Origin of the sequence: Nostoc sp. ChiQUE02, from assembly GCF_034531305.2 — a bacterium.
GTDB lineage: Bacteria > Cyanobacteriota > Cyanobacteriia > Cyanobacteriales > Nostocaceae > Nostoc.
On sequence record NZ_JAVRBN020000001.1, the window covers coordinates 418249 to 433434 of the forward strand.

At 42.7% G+C, this 15186-nt stretch carries 17 protein-coding genes; 6 read left to right on the plus strand and 11 right to left on the minus strand.

Annotated elements, in window-relative coordinates; translation table 11 throughout:
- Positions 1 to 26 precede the first annotated feature (26 nt).
- The 6 genes from nifT to cysE form a co-directional block, all read right to left on the minus strand.
- Positions 27 to 230 carry a putative nitrogen fixation protein NifT gene (gene nifT, locus RM347_RS01940; RefSeq protein ID WP_114083693.1) on the minus strand — a complete coding sequence of 68 codons (204 nt, stop codon included), beginning with the start codon at positions 228 to 230 and terminating at the stop codon, positions 27 to 29.
- Positions 205 to 492 (minus strand): nitrogen fixation protein NifZ, encoded by a 288-nt coding sequence (locus RM347_RS01945; RefSeq protein WP_012407236.1) that lies wholly within the window; start codon positions 490 to 492, stop codon positions 205 to 207. The genes nifT and RM347_RS01945 overlap by 26 nt, the downstream gene beginning before the upstream one ends.
- On the minus strand, positions 479 to 1612 hold the full coding sequence (gene nifV, locus RM347_RS01950) for a homocitrate synthase (RefSeq protein WP_322722415.1): 1134 nt from the start codon (positions 1610 to 1612) through the stop codon (positions 479 to 481). Before nifV ends, RM347_RS01945 begins: the two co-directional genes overlap by 14 nt.
- A 371-nt stretch (positions 1613 to 1983) precedes the next feature.
- A complete protein-coding gene (locus RM347_RS01955; RefSeq protein ID WP_174710338.1) occupies positions 1984 to 2181 on the minus strand; it encodes a DUF2949 domain-containing protein in 198 nt (65 codons plus the stop codon).
- A gap of 284 nt (positions 2182 to 2465) precedes the next feature.
- Complete coding sequence (locus tag RM347_RS01960; RefSeq protein ID WP_322722417.1) at positions 2466 to 2690, minus strand: Asr1405/Asl0597 family protein; 225 nt, start codon at positions 2688 to 2690, stop codon at positions 2466 to 2468.
- A gap of 38 nt (positions 2691 to 2728) precedes the next feature.
- Positions 2729 to 3502 (minus strand): serine O-acetyltransferase, encoded by a 774-nt coding sequence (gene cysE / locus RM347_RS01965; protein ID WP_322722418.1) that lies wholly within the window; start codon positions 3500 to 3502, stop codon positions 2729 to 2731.
- 941 nt (positions 3503 to 4443) lie between these two features.
- Here cysE and RM347_RS01970 point away from each other — a divergent pair.
- The 4 genes from RM347_RS01970 to RM347_RS01985 all read left to right on the plus strand — a co-directional run bounded on the left by RM347_RS01970 (position 4444) and on the right by RM347_RS01985 (position 7292).
- Positions 4444 to 4794 carry a histidine triad nucleotide-binding protein gene (locus tag RM347_RS01970; RefSeq protein WP_322722419.1) on the plus strand — a complete coding sequence of 117 codons (351 nt, stop codon included), beginning with the start codon at positions 4444 to 4446 and terminating at the stop codon, positions 4792 to 4794.
- Positions 4795 to 4969: 175 nt separating this feature from the next.
- Positions 4970 to 6052: a photosystem II q(b) protein gene (gene psbA / locus RM347_RS01975; RefSeq protein ID WP_322722420.1), complete on the plus strand. Its 1083-nt coding sequence runs from the start codon at positions 4970 to 4972 to the stop codon at positions 6050 to 6052.
- Between the two features lie 356 nt (positions 6053 to 6408).
- Positions 6409 to 6966, plus strand: coding sequence for a recombination mediator RecR (gene recR / locus RM347_RS01980; protein ID WP_322722422.1), 558 nt, complete (start codon positions 6409 to 6411; stop codon positions 6964 to 6966).
- A 104-nt stretch (positions 6967 to 7070) separates the two neighbouring features.
- A complete protein-coding gene (locus tag RM347_RS01985; protein ID WP_322722423.1) occupies positions 7071 to 7292 on the plus strand; it encodes a hypothetical protein in 222 nt (73 codons plus the stop codon).
- A 50-nt stretch (positions 7293 to 7342) separates the two neighbouring features.
- On the opposite strand, the gene RM347_RS01990 is transcribed toward RM347_RS01985, so the two are convergent.
- Positions 7343 to 7525, minus strand: coding sequence for a hypothetical protein (locus RM347_RS01990; protein WP_322722424.1), 183 nt, complete (start codon positions 7523 to 7525; stop codon positions 7343 to 7345).
- Positions 7526 to 7817: 292 nt separating this feature from the next.
- Between RM347_RS01990 and RM347_RS01995 the strand changes: the two genes are divergently transcribed.
- Positions 7818 to 8243 (plus strand): hypothetical protein, encoded by a 426-nt coding sequence (locus RM347_RS01995; protein WP_322722425.1) that lies wholly within the window; start codon positions 7818 to 7820, stop codon positions 8241 to 8243.
- A 118-nt stretch (positions 8244 to 8361) separates the two neighbouring features.
- On the opposite strand, the gene RM347_RS02000 is transcribed toward RM347_RS01995, so the two are convergent.
- The 4 genes from RM347_RS02000 to RM347_RS02015 all read right to left on the minus strand — a co-directional run bounded on the left by RM347_RS02000 (position 8362) and on the right by RM347_RS02015 (position 13766).
- Positions 8362 to 10308: an amino acid transporter gene (locus RM347_RS02000; protein WP_322722426.1), complete on the minus strand. Its 1947-nt coding sequence runs from the start codon at positions 10306 to 10308 to the stop codon at positions 8362 to 8364.
- A 1002-nt stretch (positions 10309 to 11310) separates the two neighbouring features.
- Positions 11311 to 12423, minus strand: coding sequence for an amidoligase family protein (locus tag RM347_RS02005; RefSeq protein WP_322722427.1), 1113 nt, complete (start codon positions 12421 to 12423; stop codon positions 11311 to 11313).
- A 37-nt stretch (positions 12424 to 12460) separates the two neighbouring features.
- Positions 12461 to 13003 (minus strand): hypothetical protein, encoded by a 543-nt coding sequence (locus RM347_RS02010; RefSeq protein ID WP_322722429.1) that lies wholly within the window; start codon positions 13001 to 13003, stop codon positions 12461 to 12463.
- 436 nt (positions 13004 to 13439) lie between these two features.
- Complete coding sequence (locus RM347_RS02015) at positions 13440 to 13766, minus strand: hypothetical protein (protein WP_322722431.1); 327 nt, start codon at positions 13764 to 13766, stop codon at positions 13440 to 13442.
- Positions 13767 to 13973: 207 nt separating this feature from the next.
- Here RM347_RS02015 and bioU point away from each other — a divergent pair, with 207 nt between their 5' ends.
- Entirely contained in the window at positions 13974 to 14996 is a 1023-nt protein-coding gene (gene bioU, locus RM347_RS02020; protein ID WP_322722432.1) for a (S)-8-amino-7-oxononanoate synthase BioU, read from the plus strand.
- Positions 14997 to 15186 lie beyond the last annotated feature (190 nt).

Below are 15186 nucleotides of genomic sequence, written 5' to 3' on the forward strand. Positions count from 1 at the left end.
CTCCCAACTCTCAACTCCCTATTTTTTTACGCAAGGCGTTTAGCTTCTACTGTTTGAGGTAAATTTGCTGTGTCTGGCAAATCACGAAATTCCAATTCCCAACCATTTGCTAGGGTGAGAATCTTGCCATCATTTCCATCGGTTTGTTTGACTACTTCTTCTTCAAGGTCTTTTTTAGCAACGTAGACTACTAAAGTACCGGCATCATTCATGCGTAGCATTACTTTCATGAGATTCCTCAACAGATTCTAGTTCTTTTTTCTTACAGCCGACGACGAATCCTGTTTCCAAGAAATGCACAGCATATATATAGGAAGTCTGCAAATATGTCCCTATACTGGCTATGTAGCCGATATCTCCTTTGTTGACTAAAACTTGCCCAACTTCTTTGCCAGGAAAAGTACCATCGTTCTTGAGCAGTTTCCGAACTCTGACTTTTTCACCAATTTCAAAAGCGGGTGGCAAGTTTAGCTCTAATTCATCGCGTTGCATGAGAGTACCTCTGTTCTCTGACCAAATTCAATAGTTCTTCTGTCGTCAGGCTGCGTTTTTTCTGTACCGATTGATGGCGCACTGCGTCTAAAACAGACTGGGTTTCTTGGGGGTTCAAGAAAATTCCATGCTGTTCTAGCAAGTTTGAAACCAAATGCCGTCCAGAATGTTTGCCTAATACTAAACGCCGTTCCCAACCCACCTCTTCGGGTGCAAATGGTTCGTAGGTAATGGGATTCTGCAATACCCCGTGAGCATGGATGCCAGATTCGTGAGCAAAGGTATTTTCGCCAACGATCGCTTTCCAAGGTGGTACGCTAGCTCCTGATGCGGCTGCAACTAGTTGAGACAGTTCCAGCAAACTGGGTGTGTCGATGCCTAAATCAACGCCGTAGATGCGTTTAATTGCCATGACAACTTCTTCTAAAGCTGCATTTCCCGCCCTTTCACCTAATCCGTTGACTGTGGTATTCACAGATAAGGCTCCGGCTTTGATACCCGCAAGGGCGTTGGCTGTTGCCAGACCAAAATCATTGTGGGTGTGGATTTCTAGGGGAATCATCAAAGCTGAAACTAGCCGTTTAACCTTGGTGTAGGTGGTGAAAGGGTCAAGAACTCCTACGGTGTCGCAGAAGCGGAACCGGGATGCACCCCATTCTTGAGCATAAAGTGCTACATCTAAAAGGAAGTTTTCATCAGCCCTGGAAGAATCTTCTCCGCCGACTGCTACCCAAAGACCTTGATCGACGGCGAAGCTGATACAGTCTTTGAGTTTTTGCAAACTTACTCGCCATTGACCGTGGAATTTGGCGGCGATTTGGATACCGGAGACGGGAATGGCGATATGCACCCGGTTCAGTCCGCAAGCAATAGAAGCCTTAATATCTGAGATAACAGCGCGGTTCCAGCCAAGGAGTTTTGCTTGTAAACCTAAATCAGAAATTGCGGCGATCGCCCGTGTTTCTTCGTCACCCATTGCTGGTATACCAACTTCTAATTCGGGAATACCAATAGCATCGAGAAATTTAGCGATCGCAACTTTTTCTTCTAGGGTAAAAGCAACACCTGCTGCCTGTTCGCCATCACGTAGTGTAGTGTCATTAATTATGATTTGATTCATTGCAAATATCCCTCTCTTGGAAGTATTCTTAATATCCTTTCTCTCTACAATTCCCAGCGATGGCAAATGCTAAAAATATCACAATTCATAATGTAGGATACATGATCCTTAATTATTGATCTATTAGCAGCATCACATCTGTATGACAGGGAACTAAAACAATGTATAATTTACTAATCGTTTTTACCGATGTCAGTTGAATTCTGTTCGAGTAGCAATGAACTAATATAACTATTAGCAAACCCTGAACAAAGTAAAACACAGAATCCAGCAATTAAGGATGTAATCATCTTAGTAACCTCAGATTTTCTAGAGCATTGGTGTGTACTTTAGGCAGGTAATGGGACTCAGAGCTACAAGGTACAAATTCGCTAACTGTGTTCGGCTAGCCAATCAAATATTTTTCCTAGCTGCTCCAAATCAACTAAACCATACTGCCAGAGAAGCATCGGTAGTGGCCCATTTTCTAATTCACGGTGTCGCAGAGCTACAGCAATATCGGCATTTGAAAGTTCAAGTTCGTTGTGCAAAAAAGTGAGGAGTCTTATATCTCTGTTCCGAGTCGCCATAAATGATTGAACTTTCAATTTCTAATTTGGGAAAAACTTAAAAATCAGAAATTCCAATTTATATTTAGGAATTCCGCCTTTTTAATTGTTGCTATATGTCAGGAAAGTTTTAGATTTACTAGAACAAATAAAATCTAAATCCCATCTAATCCATCTCAGTCTGCAATAAATTCTGCAAGCATACAGTAGCTTCAAACTCTAAACCTATTTGAGCTTTGTGCATCTATGAACAAAAAGGATAAAGTGCAGCCATTTCGTCATGAATTCAAGATTAATAGAGGCGATTAATCGTTGTAATGCCAGCAACGCTCTAGCCACTCTAATAATTCCTGGCGAGAAGCGAGAAATTGCATAACTGTACTGCGAATTAGAATCGCTTCTAGCAAATTGTTCACTTGCACTCGTAAAGAACCATCGGGTGGACAAGAGCTATTTATTTTTAACTCTTGCAGTCGGCGATAGATTCGCCAGCGATCGCTCAGAGGAATCTGCAAAACGTGATTTGTCATTTGTCCTTTGTCCTTTGTCAGTTGTCTTTTGTCCTTTGTCATTTGTCCTTTGCTAATGACTGATGACTAATGACTAATGACTCTTGCCTTAAAGTTTGCAGTTGTTTTTCGAGTTGCTCAACGCGCGAGAGCAAAGAACGAATCACGGTTGCTTCCATATCGGGTAGCTTTCCATGTTCTAAAGGAGAAAGGCTGGCGTTTTCATTTCGGGAAATAATTCGACCGGGAATTCCCACAACTGTGCAATCGTTAGGGATATTCCGCAAGACAATGGAACCTGCGCCAATACGAACGCGATCGCCAATTTGCAGATTACCTAAAACTTTCGCACCTGCCCCGATCACTGCATTTTTGCCGACTGTGGGATGACGCTTACCAGTTTCTTTACCAGTTCCGCCAAGGGTAACGCCCTGGTAAATCAGTGTATAGTCGCCCACGATCGCAGTTTCGCCAATGACAACACCCATTCCGTGGTCGATAAACACGCCCTGACCAATCTCTGCACCTGGGTGAATTTCAATTCCTGTCAAAAATCGCCCCAAATGAGAAATAAACCGAGGGATAAAACCGACTCCTCGACCATGTAACCAGTGAGCAAGACGATGCAAACAGAGTGCGTGCAATCCTGGATAGCAAAACACCACCTCTAGCCAATTCCGTGCTGCGGGATCGCGCTCAAAAATAATGCGAAAATCACTCAATAATGGCTCAAAAAAAACGCCTGAGAGTAAATTTTTCAGCATGGATCTATGTGCAGAATCCTGCATTTTGGTACTGGGGGGATCGCTAATACTGTCTAAAGACTGTTGCATCGGTAATGTCTATCTGGTAAAAGATTCATCTGCTATTTTTATGCTTATATCAGGTGGCTTCCAACTCGATAGGAAACCCAATGCTGATTGGATTTATTGGATTGATTAAGGTTGTACTCAAACGCCGAAACCCCGACTCCAGACAAACTTAAAATTTGTCTTGGGGCAGGGGTGCTAGTGTTTAAGGACGGGGGTGCTAGTATTTTTGGGGCAGGGGTTAAGAATTTCTGTGCTCGCTACAAGAAACTTTACCTGTAAGCCTTTGCTAAGATTTCGTCAAGATATTTTGCAATATATTAAGCTGTACTCAGATGCACTCAAATATGAGTTAGATGAGGCTACAAATCAATATTCTGTATCTCCTATTACTATTAGTATCTTATTATTTGGTTAGGCGAACAACAGGTTTCTTTATTTTCTTTTAGGATTTGCTGTCTGTATGTATGTATACGTTTCAAAATATAGTTATAGCTCATAGTGAATATCTTATTATATAGATGTGTTGAAGTTGCAATACCTTCGACAAGCTGCTTCTCTTCTCCTTCTCCTATCGGAGACGCTGCGCGAACAAAGACGCGATCGCGTAGCTTGCTTCCACAAAGTGGTACGAGAGGCTTGTCTTCGACACGCTGCGCGAACGCCATCGCGTCTACGCATAAAACTGAGCATTTCAATTTTCGAGACTGATAAATCCAGTTCAAAGACTCGGCGACGGAGTTCAGAGATGGATAAACAAAGTAGGGGCGTACATCTGTACGCCCCTATAGCCAATTCATGTATTGCAAATATTTTTGAAAATGATATGAGACTCGCTGACGAGTATTGAATTAGGGACTTCCAGAAAATAAATCGATATTAGACCTTTTGCAAAATTATTTTCAACGATAAGTGATTAGCCGGACTTAATATAAAATCTCTAGCAGATAAGTAGGTAGATTGGCATGAGTGAAACTACAGAAACGATTTTCAGCAAAATTATTAGTCGGGAAATTCCCGCTGATATTGTTTATGAGGATAATTTGGCCCTGGCATTCAAAGACATCCATCCCCAAGCCCCCGTTCATATCCTCGTCATTCCCAAAAAACCCATTGCTACACTAGCTGATGCTGAATCTGAGGATCATGCTCTGTTGGGGCATCTTTTGTTAACCGCCAAACGTGTTGCCGAAGAAGTTGGACTGAAAAATGGTTATCGAGTTGTCATTAACACTGGTGATGACGGCGGTCAAACAGTCCATCACTTACATTTGCATATCTTGGGAGGACGGCAGTTGGACTGGCCCCCTGGTTGATAAAACTAGATGAATTGCGTCTCTAGACGCGGTTCATCAGCAAAAGAAATCACTGTCATAATCAATACATATTTAATATTTCTTTACAAATCTCTATTTTGCTTCTAATGTAATAAACATAGGTAAGCAAATTTGCTTATCCAAATTATAAATAACTAACCGCACTTATAAAACAATGACAACAACCTTACAACGTCGCGAAAGCGCCAACGTATGGGATAGATTCTGTGAGTGGATCACCAGCACCAACAACCGGATCTACATCGGTTGGTTTGGCGTAGTCATGATCCCCACCCTGCTAGCCGCAACCGCCTGCTTCGTAATCGCCTTCATCGCCGCACCTCCAGTAGACATTGATGGAATCCGTGAACCTGTTGCAGGTTCCTTGATTTACGGAAACAACATCATCTCCGGTGCAGTAGTACCTTCCTCCAACGCCATCGGCTTGCACTTCTACCCAATTTGGGAAGCAGCATCTCTAGATGAGTGGCTCTACAACGGTGGTCCTTACCAACTGGTAATTTTCCACTTCCTGATTGGCGTATTCTGCTACATGGGACGTGAATGGGAACTATCCTACCGCTTAGGAATGCGTCCTTGGATTGCAATAGCATATTCTGCTCCTGTTGCAGCAGCAACCGCAGTCTTCTTGGTATACCCCATCGGACAAGGTTCCTTCTCAGATGGTATGCCTTTAGGTATCTCAGGAACATTCAACTTCATGATCGTGTTCCAAGCAGAACACAACATCTTGATGCACCCCTTCCACCAACTAGGTGTAGCTGGTGTATTCGGCGGAAGCTTGTTCTCTGCAATGCACGGTTCTTTGGTTACATCTTCCTTGGTTCGTGAAACAACCGAAACCGAATCTCAAAACTACGGTTACAAATTCGGTCAAGAAGAAGAAACCTACAACATCGTTGCAGCCCACGGCTACTTCGGTCGTCTAATCTTCCAATACGCTTCTTTCAACAACAGCCGTTCACTGCACTTCTTCCTTGCAGCATGGCCTGTAATCGGCATCTGGTTCACCGCCTTGGGTGTCAGCACAATGGCGTTCAACTTGAACGGTTTCAACTTCAACCAATCAATCATTGACTCTGAAGGTCGTGTGATTGCGACTTGGGCAGATGTAATCAACCGGGCTAACCTGGGTATGGAAGTAATGCACGAGCGTAACGCTCACAACTTCCCTCTAGATTTGGCTGCTGGTGATGTTGCTCCTGTTGCTCTTTCTGCTCCTGCTATCAACGGTTAATTCTGAAGTTTAACTAAATCGAAAAGCGCTCTCCTGAAAGGGAGGGCGCTTTTTGTTTAGATGTATAGGAATTGAAAGTTTAGGCCATTTCTAAAATTTCGCCTGCTAATCCACATAGCGATCGCGCAAAATTTCCGCTTCAATTATAGGATGATACTTATCTACAGACTATTTGGATAGCAGAATAACTTATATTATCTCTGCAAGTCTGACTCAATTTTACGGTCTTTCAACCAAGCAAGCAGTTGAAATGACTAATCCAAAATTCTATAAGAATGTCATCATAGTTAAGGTAAAAACATTCTGGAGACAAGACAACGGTTTACGCACGCCCTTTAGCACGGTTAATTGAGCAATTGCAACGCCTGCCGGGAGTTGGCCCCAAATCCGCCCAGCGACTGGCTTTGCATATTTTGAAGCGACCAGAAGCAGAAGTTGAAGCTTTGGCACAAGCTTTAATTGAGGCCAAAAAACAGATAGGCTTATGTTCTGTTTGTTTTCACTTATCTGCTGAACCTGTTTGTGAAATTTGCCGCAATGCCAATCGTGACAACAACACTATCTGTGTTGTTGCAGATCCTCGCGATGTGATTGCGCTGGAAAAAACTCGCGAATACAAAGGCAAGTATCACGTTTTGGGTGGAGTGATTTCACCAATTGATGGGATTGGGCCAGAACAGTTGACTATACTGCCTTTGCAGCGCCGGGTGAGTCAGCAAAAACCTCAAGAAGTAATTCTCGCAATTAGTCCGAGTGTAGAAGGGGAGACAACAACACTGTATATCGGTCAGCTACTGAAACCATTTACCAAGGTAACGCGAATTGCTTTTGGTTTACCTGTGGGTGGCGATTTGGAGTACGCAGATGAAGTTACACTGGCGAGGGCGTTGGAAGGACGCCGGGAATTGGATTAGGTTTAGAGATAACGTTGGATTTAAGTCTTCTGATAGTGTATAAGTCACAACCAAGGAGTTTAGGCTGAGAGTAGATTCACCTTTTCCCTGTGAAGAAAATAGCTATGCCTAGCGGTCATGCAAGTCATAAGGGTAGTTCTGACAAACCCAACGTTAATGCAGCGGGTCAGATTAATGTATCTGCTGCTGACAAATCAGTAAATCCTGAAGATGTTTTGCTGGAAGGTGCTACTACAAATACGACCAGAACCCAAGAACTTGTTGATTATCCTCCCGCCACGGAACGCCCAAGCGAGGAACAAAAACATGAGAATGAAGAGAAATAGAGTTTTAGTCATACCTTTGCCCTAGCAAATCTGCAATTGAGGTTAGTAATTCAGTTGGTTGTACTGGGTTTGGCAATGTGTTTCTGAAAACCAGCTTCTAAGAATCGATCGCGATCGCTTTTTCTGGCAAATGCGGTAAGGGCGATCGCCTTATGCATAGTCGCTATAGTTATACAGTTGAGGAAAATCTCATAGCCTATTTCGGCTTCTGGGTTGAGTCCAAACAGCTTCACATTGGTTTTTTACTAACTTGCGGATACAGCAGCTTGTCATTAGCCAGTTGGTTTTGAGACTTTTCCGTGTCTGGCATTCTAAAAAGTTAAATAAATTTAAACTTAATGTAAGATTCGGCGGCTCATATTTACATAAATTTTAGGGTAATTTCTTCTATCTTTAGGCTCAATCTAGCTGATCCGCTCATCTACACTATGGCTGAGAACTTGCCGTAATTCAGTTAACCTAGTTTAGAGTAGCTGACTGTACAAAGTTGATGATGTGAATGCAACCCTTAAAGGAGATGAGACCGTGAGTAATTTGGGCAAGAAAAGATTGGAAGCTGTTTTGGCGATCGCTACTTACTCTATTGGTAATGGTACTGCTTCAGCTGCACCAACCCCTGGCGTGGAAGTTCCCAAACAGATTGTGTTAACTGCGTCTGATGTCGCCATGTACACCACTATCTGGAAAATCTATTTTCATGAGGATTTATCTAATAAGAGAATTCTGAATATGCTGGCAGAGTTGGGTTTAGTCACCCTTGTTGCTACAGGGACAGCTTATATAGTTGGCAAAGCCACAACAGCGATCACCTGTGAGATCACAGATTGGATAGGCCCGGTGGGATGGGGTGTTGCAGCAGCGATCGCTACTTCTATCACTGGTTTATTTGCCGCTACGTGGGCAATCTATTGCGATCGCCTTTATTCCCAAAAAGAACCTCAACCAATTTGATTCGCAGACCAATTTAGAATAAAAGGATGAAAGCAAGATATCAGTACAGAATTTACCCAACACACCAATATGTTTGATTGATATCCTCACCATCCTCAAGGAGCGGTGAAGATGTCAATCAACCCCCAACATGAATACCAGGGCGCATCTCGGGATTCTTTTCAGCCCGACGCAGTACTTCACGGGTGACTACAGCAATGTCACCTTCACCAAACAAGATAAAACGCAGTAAGTATTGTATGGGGTTTCCCTCAACCCAACCGAAGTAAGCATGGGGAATCTTACCTGTGTGGTCACGAATATAGAGTAGTAAAGCCGCGATCGCATTAGGTACTGCTGCACTTTCAGCCCGGAGGATGCGATAATCACCAACTTGCACCCCTTTTACTTTGATCACATCCGCAAATTCCGAAGCATCTGACACCATAATTTCTAGAAAAAGAATTGGATCGTTGGGTGGAATATGGTTGTCATCGCGTACCTCTTTCTCTTTCATAAAATACTCTAGGACATCGCCCGTATTCAACCGATTTGCAATCAGTCGTATTGCTCCCTGGCTCTCTTCGGCAAGGAATTGACCCGCAAGTTCATCAACTTCGATCCGCTCTGCTCGCAGTTCCGTTGAACGCCAAACACGAGAAACCAGCGAGGTAAAAATGATCGCACCAATAAAGAACCCAGCGATCCTAATCCCTTCTGGTCTTTCGATGATATTGACAATAGTGGTATATAAAAATAACAGTGTGATAATTCCAAAAACGAGTCTTGCCCGCTTTTGTCTGTGACGGTGGGCTGATAAGGTTACGGCAAAGGCGGCTGAGGTGATCAACACAAGCACACCAGTTGCGTAAGCCCCACCTTGGGCTTCCACATTTGCTCTGAAGATAATTGTGACAACAAATGCGATCGCTGTGTAGACTAACACTAAAGGTCGCGTTGTTCGTGCCCAATTGGGTGCCATGCCATAGCGTGGTAGGTAGCGAGGTACGATATTGAGCAGCCCTGCCATTGCAGATGCACCTGCAAACCACAAAATGGAAATAGTGCTTAGATCGTAAATTGTGCCAAAGCCATTGCCTAAATACAGATGTGCTAGGTAAGCGAGGGCCCGTCCATTGGCTTTGCCCCCAGATGCAAATTCTGCGCTTGGAATCAGTAGAGTGGTTATAAAGCTGGTGGTAAGCAAAAAGAAGCTCATAATCAGAGCAGCAGTAGTGAGCAGCTTGCGTGTATTCCGAATCCGCCCTTTAGGATGCTGCGGCGTGTTGTTGTTGCTACCTTTTACCAAGGGCATAACGGTAACACCAGTCTCAAAGCCTGATAATCCCAGCGCTAGCTTGGGAAATATGAGAAGAGCTATGCCGATTAGGATCAAAGGGTTGGAATGGCGGGCAAAAAGTGCAGTTTGCCAGTTAGCGATCGCTTCTGGGTGAGTTAGGATCTGATACAGACCGACGCTAACGACAATGAAGTTTAACAGCAGATAAACTCCCACCAAAACTACTGCAATACCAATTGCTTCTCGGAAACCTCTGAGGAAAACTGCACCTAGTAATGCAACTAATATGAGAGTTATTGCGATCGTCTGATTGTGAAGCCAATTTGCAGCCAGGGGATTTTCGACGATATGGGCTGTAGCATCAGCTGCTGACAGAGTAATAGTGATAATAAAGTCAGTTGCCACAAAGCCGAGTAAGCATAGCACAAGTAATTTGCCTTGCCACCAGGGCAGCAAACGCTCTAACATTGCGATCGACCCTTCACCATGAGGGCTTTCGGCAGCAATGCGCCGATAGATTGGCAATGCTCCAAAGAGCGTCAGCAAAACCAGAATCAGGGTAGCCAGAGGAGAAAGAGCGCCAGCCGCCAGTGCTGCAATCCCAGGTTGATAGCCAAGGGTCGAGAAATAATCTACACCAGTCAAGCACATGACCTGCCACCAAGGATGCTGGCGATGTGGTTCTTCCTTGCGGTAAGGCCCTTTTTTCTCTCGTCGGTCTTCTTCAAGCAACCAGTGGATTAACTGGTTGCTGAGTCGTTTTGTTGAAACAATTGATTTAGCCATCAAATACAGTTGTGTTGCAAAAATCGGCTTTGTGATTTTTTTAAGCCTTTGTAGTTTATTAAAATTTTGAACTACAAAGATATAGCACTATTATTGTAGATTAAGCATCCTGTCCGATTTACAAAATATATAGTAGCTGTTGGCAGTAGTCTGGTCTATCAAGATAAATTGCAGCTGATAGTATCATAAAACTAAATATTGTCTACGTATATTTTCGGTTTAACGCTTTCCTACCCTTAGCATCTTCAAGGTTCATTAGTTCTAAAAAAAAGCTGCTGCTATGCTAAATAAGGCAGGTACGCAATTAGCAAATCTGCCCTAAGGTTAGTTGGCAAATCTACAGAAAATCTGAAGAGATACGGAAAATTACAATTTTCTCAAAAAATCATAACTTTTGGTCGTAGATGAGTGCGGAAATTGTTTTGATGGTAAAAAAGTATTCACAGAGCCAATAAAAAGGTTATAAGCGATCGCAGCTTTAATCAAACTATGAAACACCAGTTTCAACCTAGCTGTTATTAGGGTACTTAGGGTATAGGCATAAAATTTCTCTCGTTGTTTGGGGGACAGTAAATACTTCTACCAAAAGAATCGCCAGTTATCGGGCCAAACAGTTTCCAATAGAAACCAGTCAGATTCTTCCCTAGCCTTTTACTCAAAATGCTGGAGTCTATCGCATTAACTAAAACTCGCTTATAGTAATTCTGAAATTTTGTTTTATTTTTAACTTGCCATTACCCAAAATTAATCCTTTGATAATTTGAGTAAATACTCAAATGAGCGTTTACTCAAATAGACTTAACGCTTTACGATGACTGAGGTGTAAGTATTGATAGGAGTTTGTCAAAAAACTCATTTCAGAATTTGATAAATAAACTTTGAATTTTTACCGAGTTTTTTAACTTGAAAACCAACGGGTTAGGGTTCTCTAAGCCTAATTTGTACAGTGGGTAAGTCCTGATTTCATCTCTTGATTCAGTAACGCTCCAATTTTTCATAAAATTATGCCATACTGGCAGCACGAGACAACCAAACTTGGCGAAAATGTGCCGCTATTGGCAGAATTTTGAGAAAATCCTGTACAAATTCTAATTTCCATACCAGGGGTACAGTAGGCGATATTTTAGGCGCTGATACTGCATAATTTAGAATTGCTTCCATCAATGCGGCTGATTCAATTAGCGGTTCTGGATGCAGCCAAGAGGGAAAAATCCGAGCTTCAAAAGTAAATTTGTCAGGAATCTGATGAATTAAGTTTTTGAGGTTAAAGTCACAGTATTTTGTTAACTGCAATTTGGCAAGGCCCATTTGGACATCAGACCAAGACATCTCACAAAAACCAGTTTCATTAATTAGTGTCAACAAGTCTTCATCCCAAGCCCCCAAACGCCTGCAATGAGGGTTAGTTCCCACCAATTTTTTCAAAATTTCCCCGTATGTCCACAAAATATTAACTAAATTGGTGAAGACTCTTGGTGAACATAAGTTGACAGCATCGAAATGGAAGTGGGTCGCACCTTCACAGGGAATTTTGAAACCCAATGAGCGAGCCTTGTTGAGCAGAAGTTCCAAACGCTGGAAATGATTGCTATCAATAGGTGGCGTAATTAGTTCACAGGGGCGTTCTCGTTCCCCTGGTAAGAGTGCAGCGATCGCAATCGGATTACCTGTATGATCGGCAACACGCATCATACCACCAGGTCCTACTTCCACTTTAGTAGCAAATAAATCGGCAATTGGTTTAAGTACTTCCCCAGAAGCTGCTTTCGGGTCAGCTTGACAGATGACCAGTTGTAAAAGTCTGGTATCATCACTCACAATTCGATACCATTCTGGCTGCGGTTTTTGAGTTTTGTCTAAGTCGTCTTGGAGGGTGAGATCATCTACACAGCGAACAATTAAATTCCCTTCGCTATCAATAACCTCAAACCCCAAGGTGAGATTATGAAACAAAGGAGTTCCCGGTACATGACTTGGTTCAGATTGAGGGTAAAAGATGCGATGGACAAAGCCATCATGTTGTTGAGCGATCGCCTCTGCTAAATCCTGTCTGCTAAGTCCTGGCGGTGCCATTAGCTCAATCTCAAAACCAATTTTCCAATTCAACTCGGACATCACTGTTTAATGATTGCTAAAAATTAGTCTAAACTTACTATTTTGAGGTACGAGCATATTGCAATGCTTCCTCGATAATCTCGTCATTACCCAAAATTAGGTTACGTTCAATCCTTAGCTTGGCATCCCAAGGTGACGGATCGCCCCAAAATTTAGCTAGTAATGCGGCATCATCGTATTTATATTTCGACTGATTATATAGAGAGTTTGGAGTTGTTCCTACTGACTGGAGAGCTTTCACTCTAGCATCTAAAAGAAACTGTTCTAGGATGGCAACATCCTTTCTCCCCCAAAGAATTTTTCTGCCAATTCTAGCTTTAGCATCTTCCACCGACTGTCCCCAATAATTAGCTAAAATCCGTGCATCCCAATAGTCATATTGGCTTCTAAAAAAAGCTTGGAGTTCTTTACTTGTATCTGTCGGTTTTGGTGCTTTTGTAAAGCTTGCCTCTTTTTCAGTATTATCGGTGATTAATTGAAAATTTTGATTAATCTCTTGGGCAACTACTGCATTTATAGAAGTGCTTACAGAAGCAAATAAGCTTAATAATAATAAGAAAACCTGTAACTTATATTTCATCTTAAATTTCTCCTACATTGATATATCTAATAATTTTTTGGAATGCCAATTATTTCGTAATCTTTTATTGCATCCACGCTGACTTTCAGTTGTTTATGGGAGCAACGCGATTTTGTGAGGTGCTAAAAATTAGGGGTAGAAATCACCTGTTTAATAGTGCGTAGGCTAGCAAGAACCGCAGGCATCACAGTGAAATAACTGTTTTTATTGAGATTTTAGCTATATAACTGAGAATTAAACCCCAATCTCACTTTTTCGCGTTGCTCCCGTTATTTATTTATACAATTTCACAGGAGGGTTTTTCTGAAAATTGCAGAAAAAACTGATCGCTTGAGCAAATTTCAAATCACTTGAATCAAAAAAAGTACGAAACAACTACGTTAGTACTACTTATTCGACTGTACAGTTCACTACTAGGACGCTGATTTTTAAAGACTCAATCCTGCTCCAAATTGCGCTGTTGCTTATGTTTGTGTAGATAATCTCTTAGCTGCTGATTCCAATCACTAGCCTTCCATTTGAGCCGCTTAGACTGTGGCAGTAGTTTCTTGACAACTCGTGCAGCAGCTTCTCCTTGTTCATCTGGATCAAAAGCCAACTGTACACTAGGAATATTCTGCAATTGCTTCACTGGCAAGCTGTTGGGGTCATCAACTGCCATGTACAGCGTTCTATGAAGTGGCACTGGTACTCCAGCATGGGACAAGCATAGACTTTTCAAACATCCTCTTAAGCTTTCTCCTGGGTTGCCAGTTGCGGTCATTGCTTTAAATCTGGTATAGTCCGAGTCAAAAAACTCAAAAGCGATCGCTAGAGATAAATATCTGCAATATCAAGCCCAAGAACCCAGGATAATGAATCATAATTAATCTCTAATAGCTTTGAGCTATCAGCCATCAGCCACCAGTTAAAAGCCGGAAGCTGAGATGCCGAATGCTAAAGGCTTTTGATTCAACTTAACGAATTGACTATGAATTCTGAACAAGTCAAAAATTCTCTAAATATTTCGCCAGCGATACGTGTGGGAGTATTGGGTTTCGGCGGACTCGGACAAGCAGCCGCCAAGGTAGTTGCTGGCAAACGGGAAATGATTTTAGTCGCAGCCGCAGATCAAAAAGGCTACGCCTACGCTGCTGAAGGTTTAAATACTGAAAAATCCATTGCAACTTATCAGTCCCAAGGTTCGCTGGGTTATTTAGAGCCAGTTGGTACATTAACAAATCAAAGTATTCAGGATTTAATCGAAATAGCTCAACCTGTAGATGGGTATTTTTTGGCTTTACCCAACCTACCTAATGACTTTATTCCCACTGTAGCCAAGCAGTTTATCAAATCTGGTTGGCGTGGGGTATTAGTAGATGCGATTAAACGCACCACTGCTGTAGAACAACTCCTAGCGATGAAAGAGGAACTGCAAGCCGCTGGGATTACCTACATGACAGGATGTGGTGCTACGCCTGGACTGTTAACAGCAGCAGCAGCTTTAGCCGCCCAAAGCTATGCCGAAATTCATCAAGTTGAAATTACCTTTGGGGTGGGAATTGCTAACTGGGAAGCTTACCGCGCCACCGTTCGAGAGGACATCGGCCACATGCCTGGTTACACAGTGGAAACTGCTAGGGCGATGACTGACGCGGAAGTAGAAGCACTACTAGATAAAACAAATGGCGTGCTGACCTTGACAAATATGGAACACGCTGATGATGTGATGTTAGAAGTTGCAGGGATAGTAGGGCGCGATCGCGTTACAGTTGGTGGTGTAGTCGATACCCGCAATCCCAAAAAGCCCCTCAGCACCAATGTGAAGGTAACAGGGCGTACCTTTGAAGGGAAGATTTCCACCCATACCTTTACTCTGGGAGATGAAACCAGCATGGCAGCCAATGTCTGCGGCCCTGCTTTCGGCTATCTCAAAGCTGGTAGACAATTGCACCAACGCGGCATCTATGGAATATTTACCGCTGCCGAAATTATGCCCCAATTTGTTAGATAAATAGGGGAATGGGGCATAGGGGGTAGGGGAAAAGGTACAAACCTTGTCCCATCCATGTGAGCAAAAGCCCCCTGCTCTTTTTCTCCCTTGATTGAGAGCAAGTCCCGCAAGTGGCGTGGTTTTTCTCCCCAGCTCCCTGCTTTTTTACTTTCTAAGTTCGTTTGATACAATCAATGGAGGTAAAATTTTC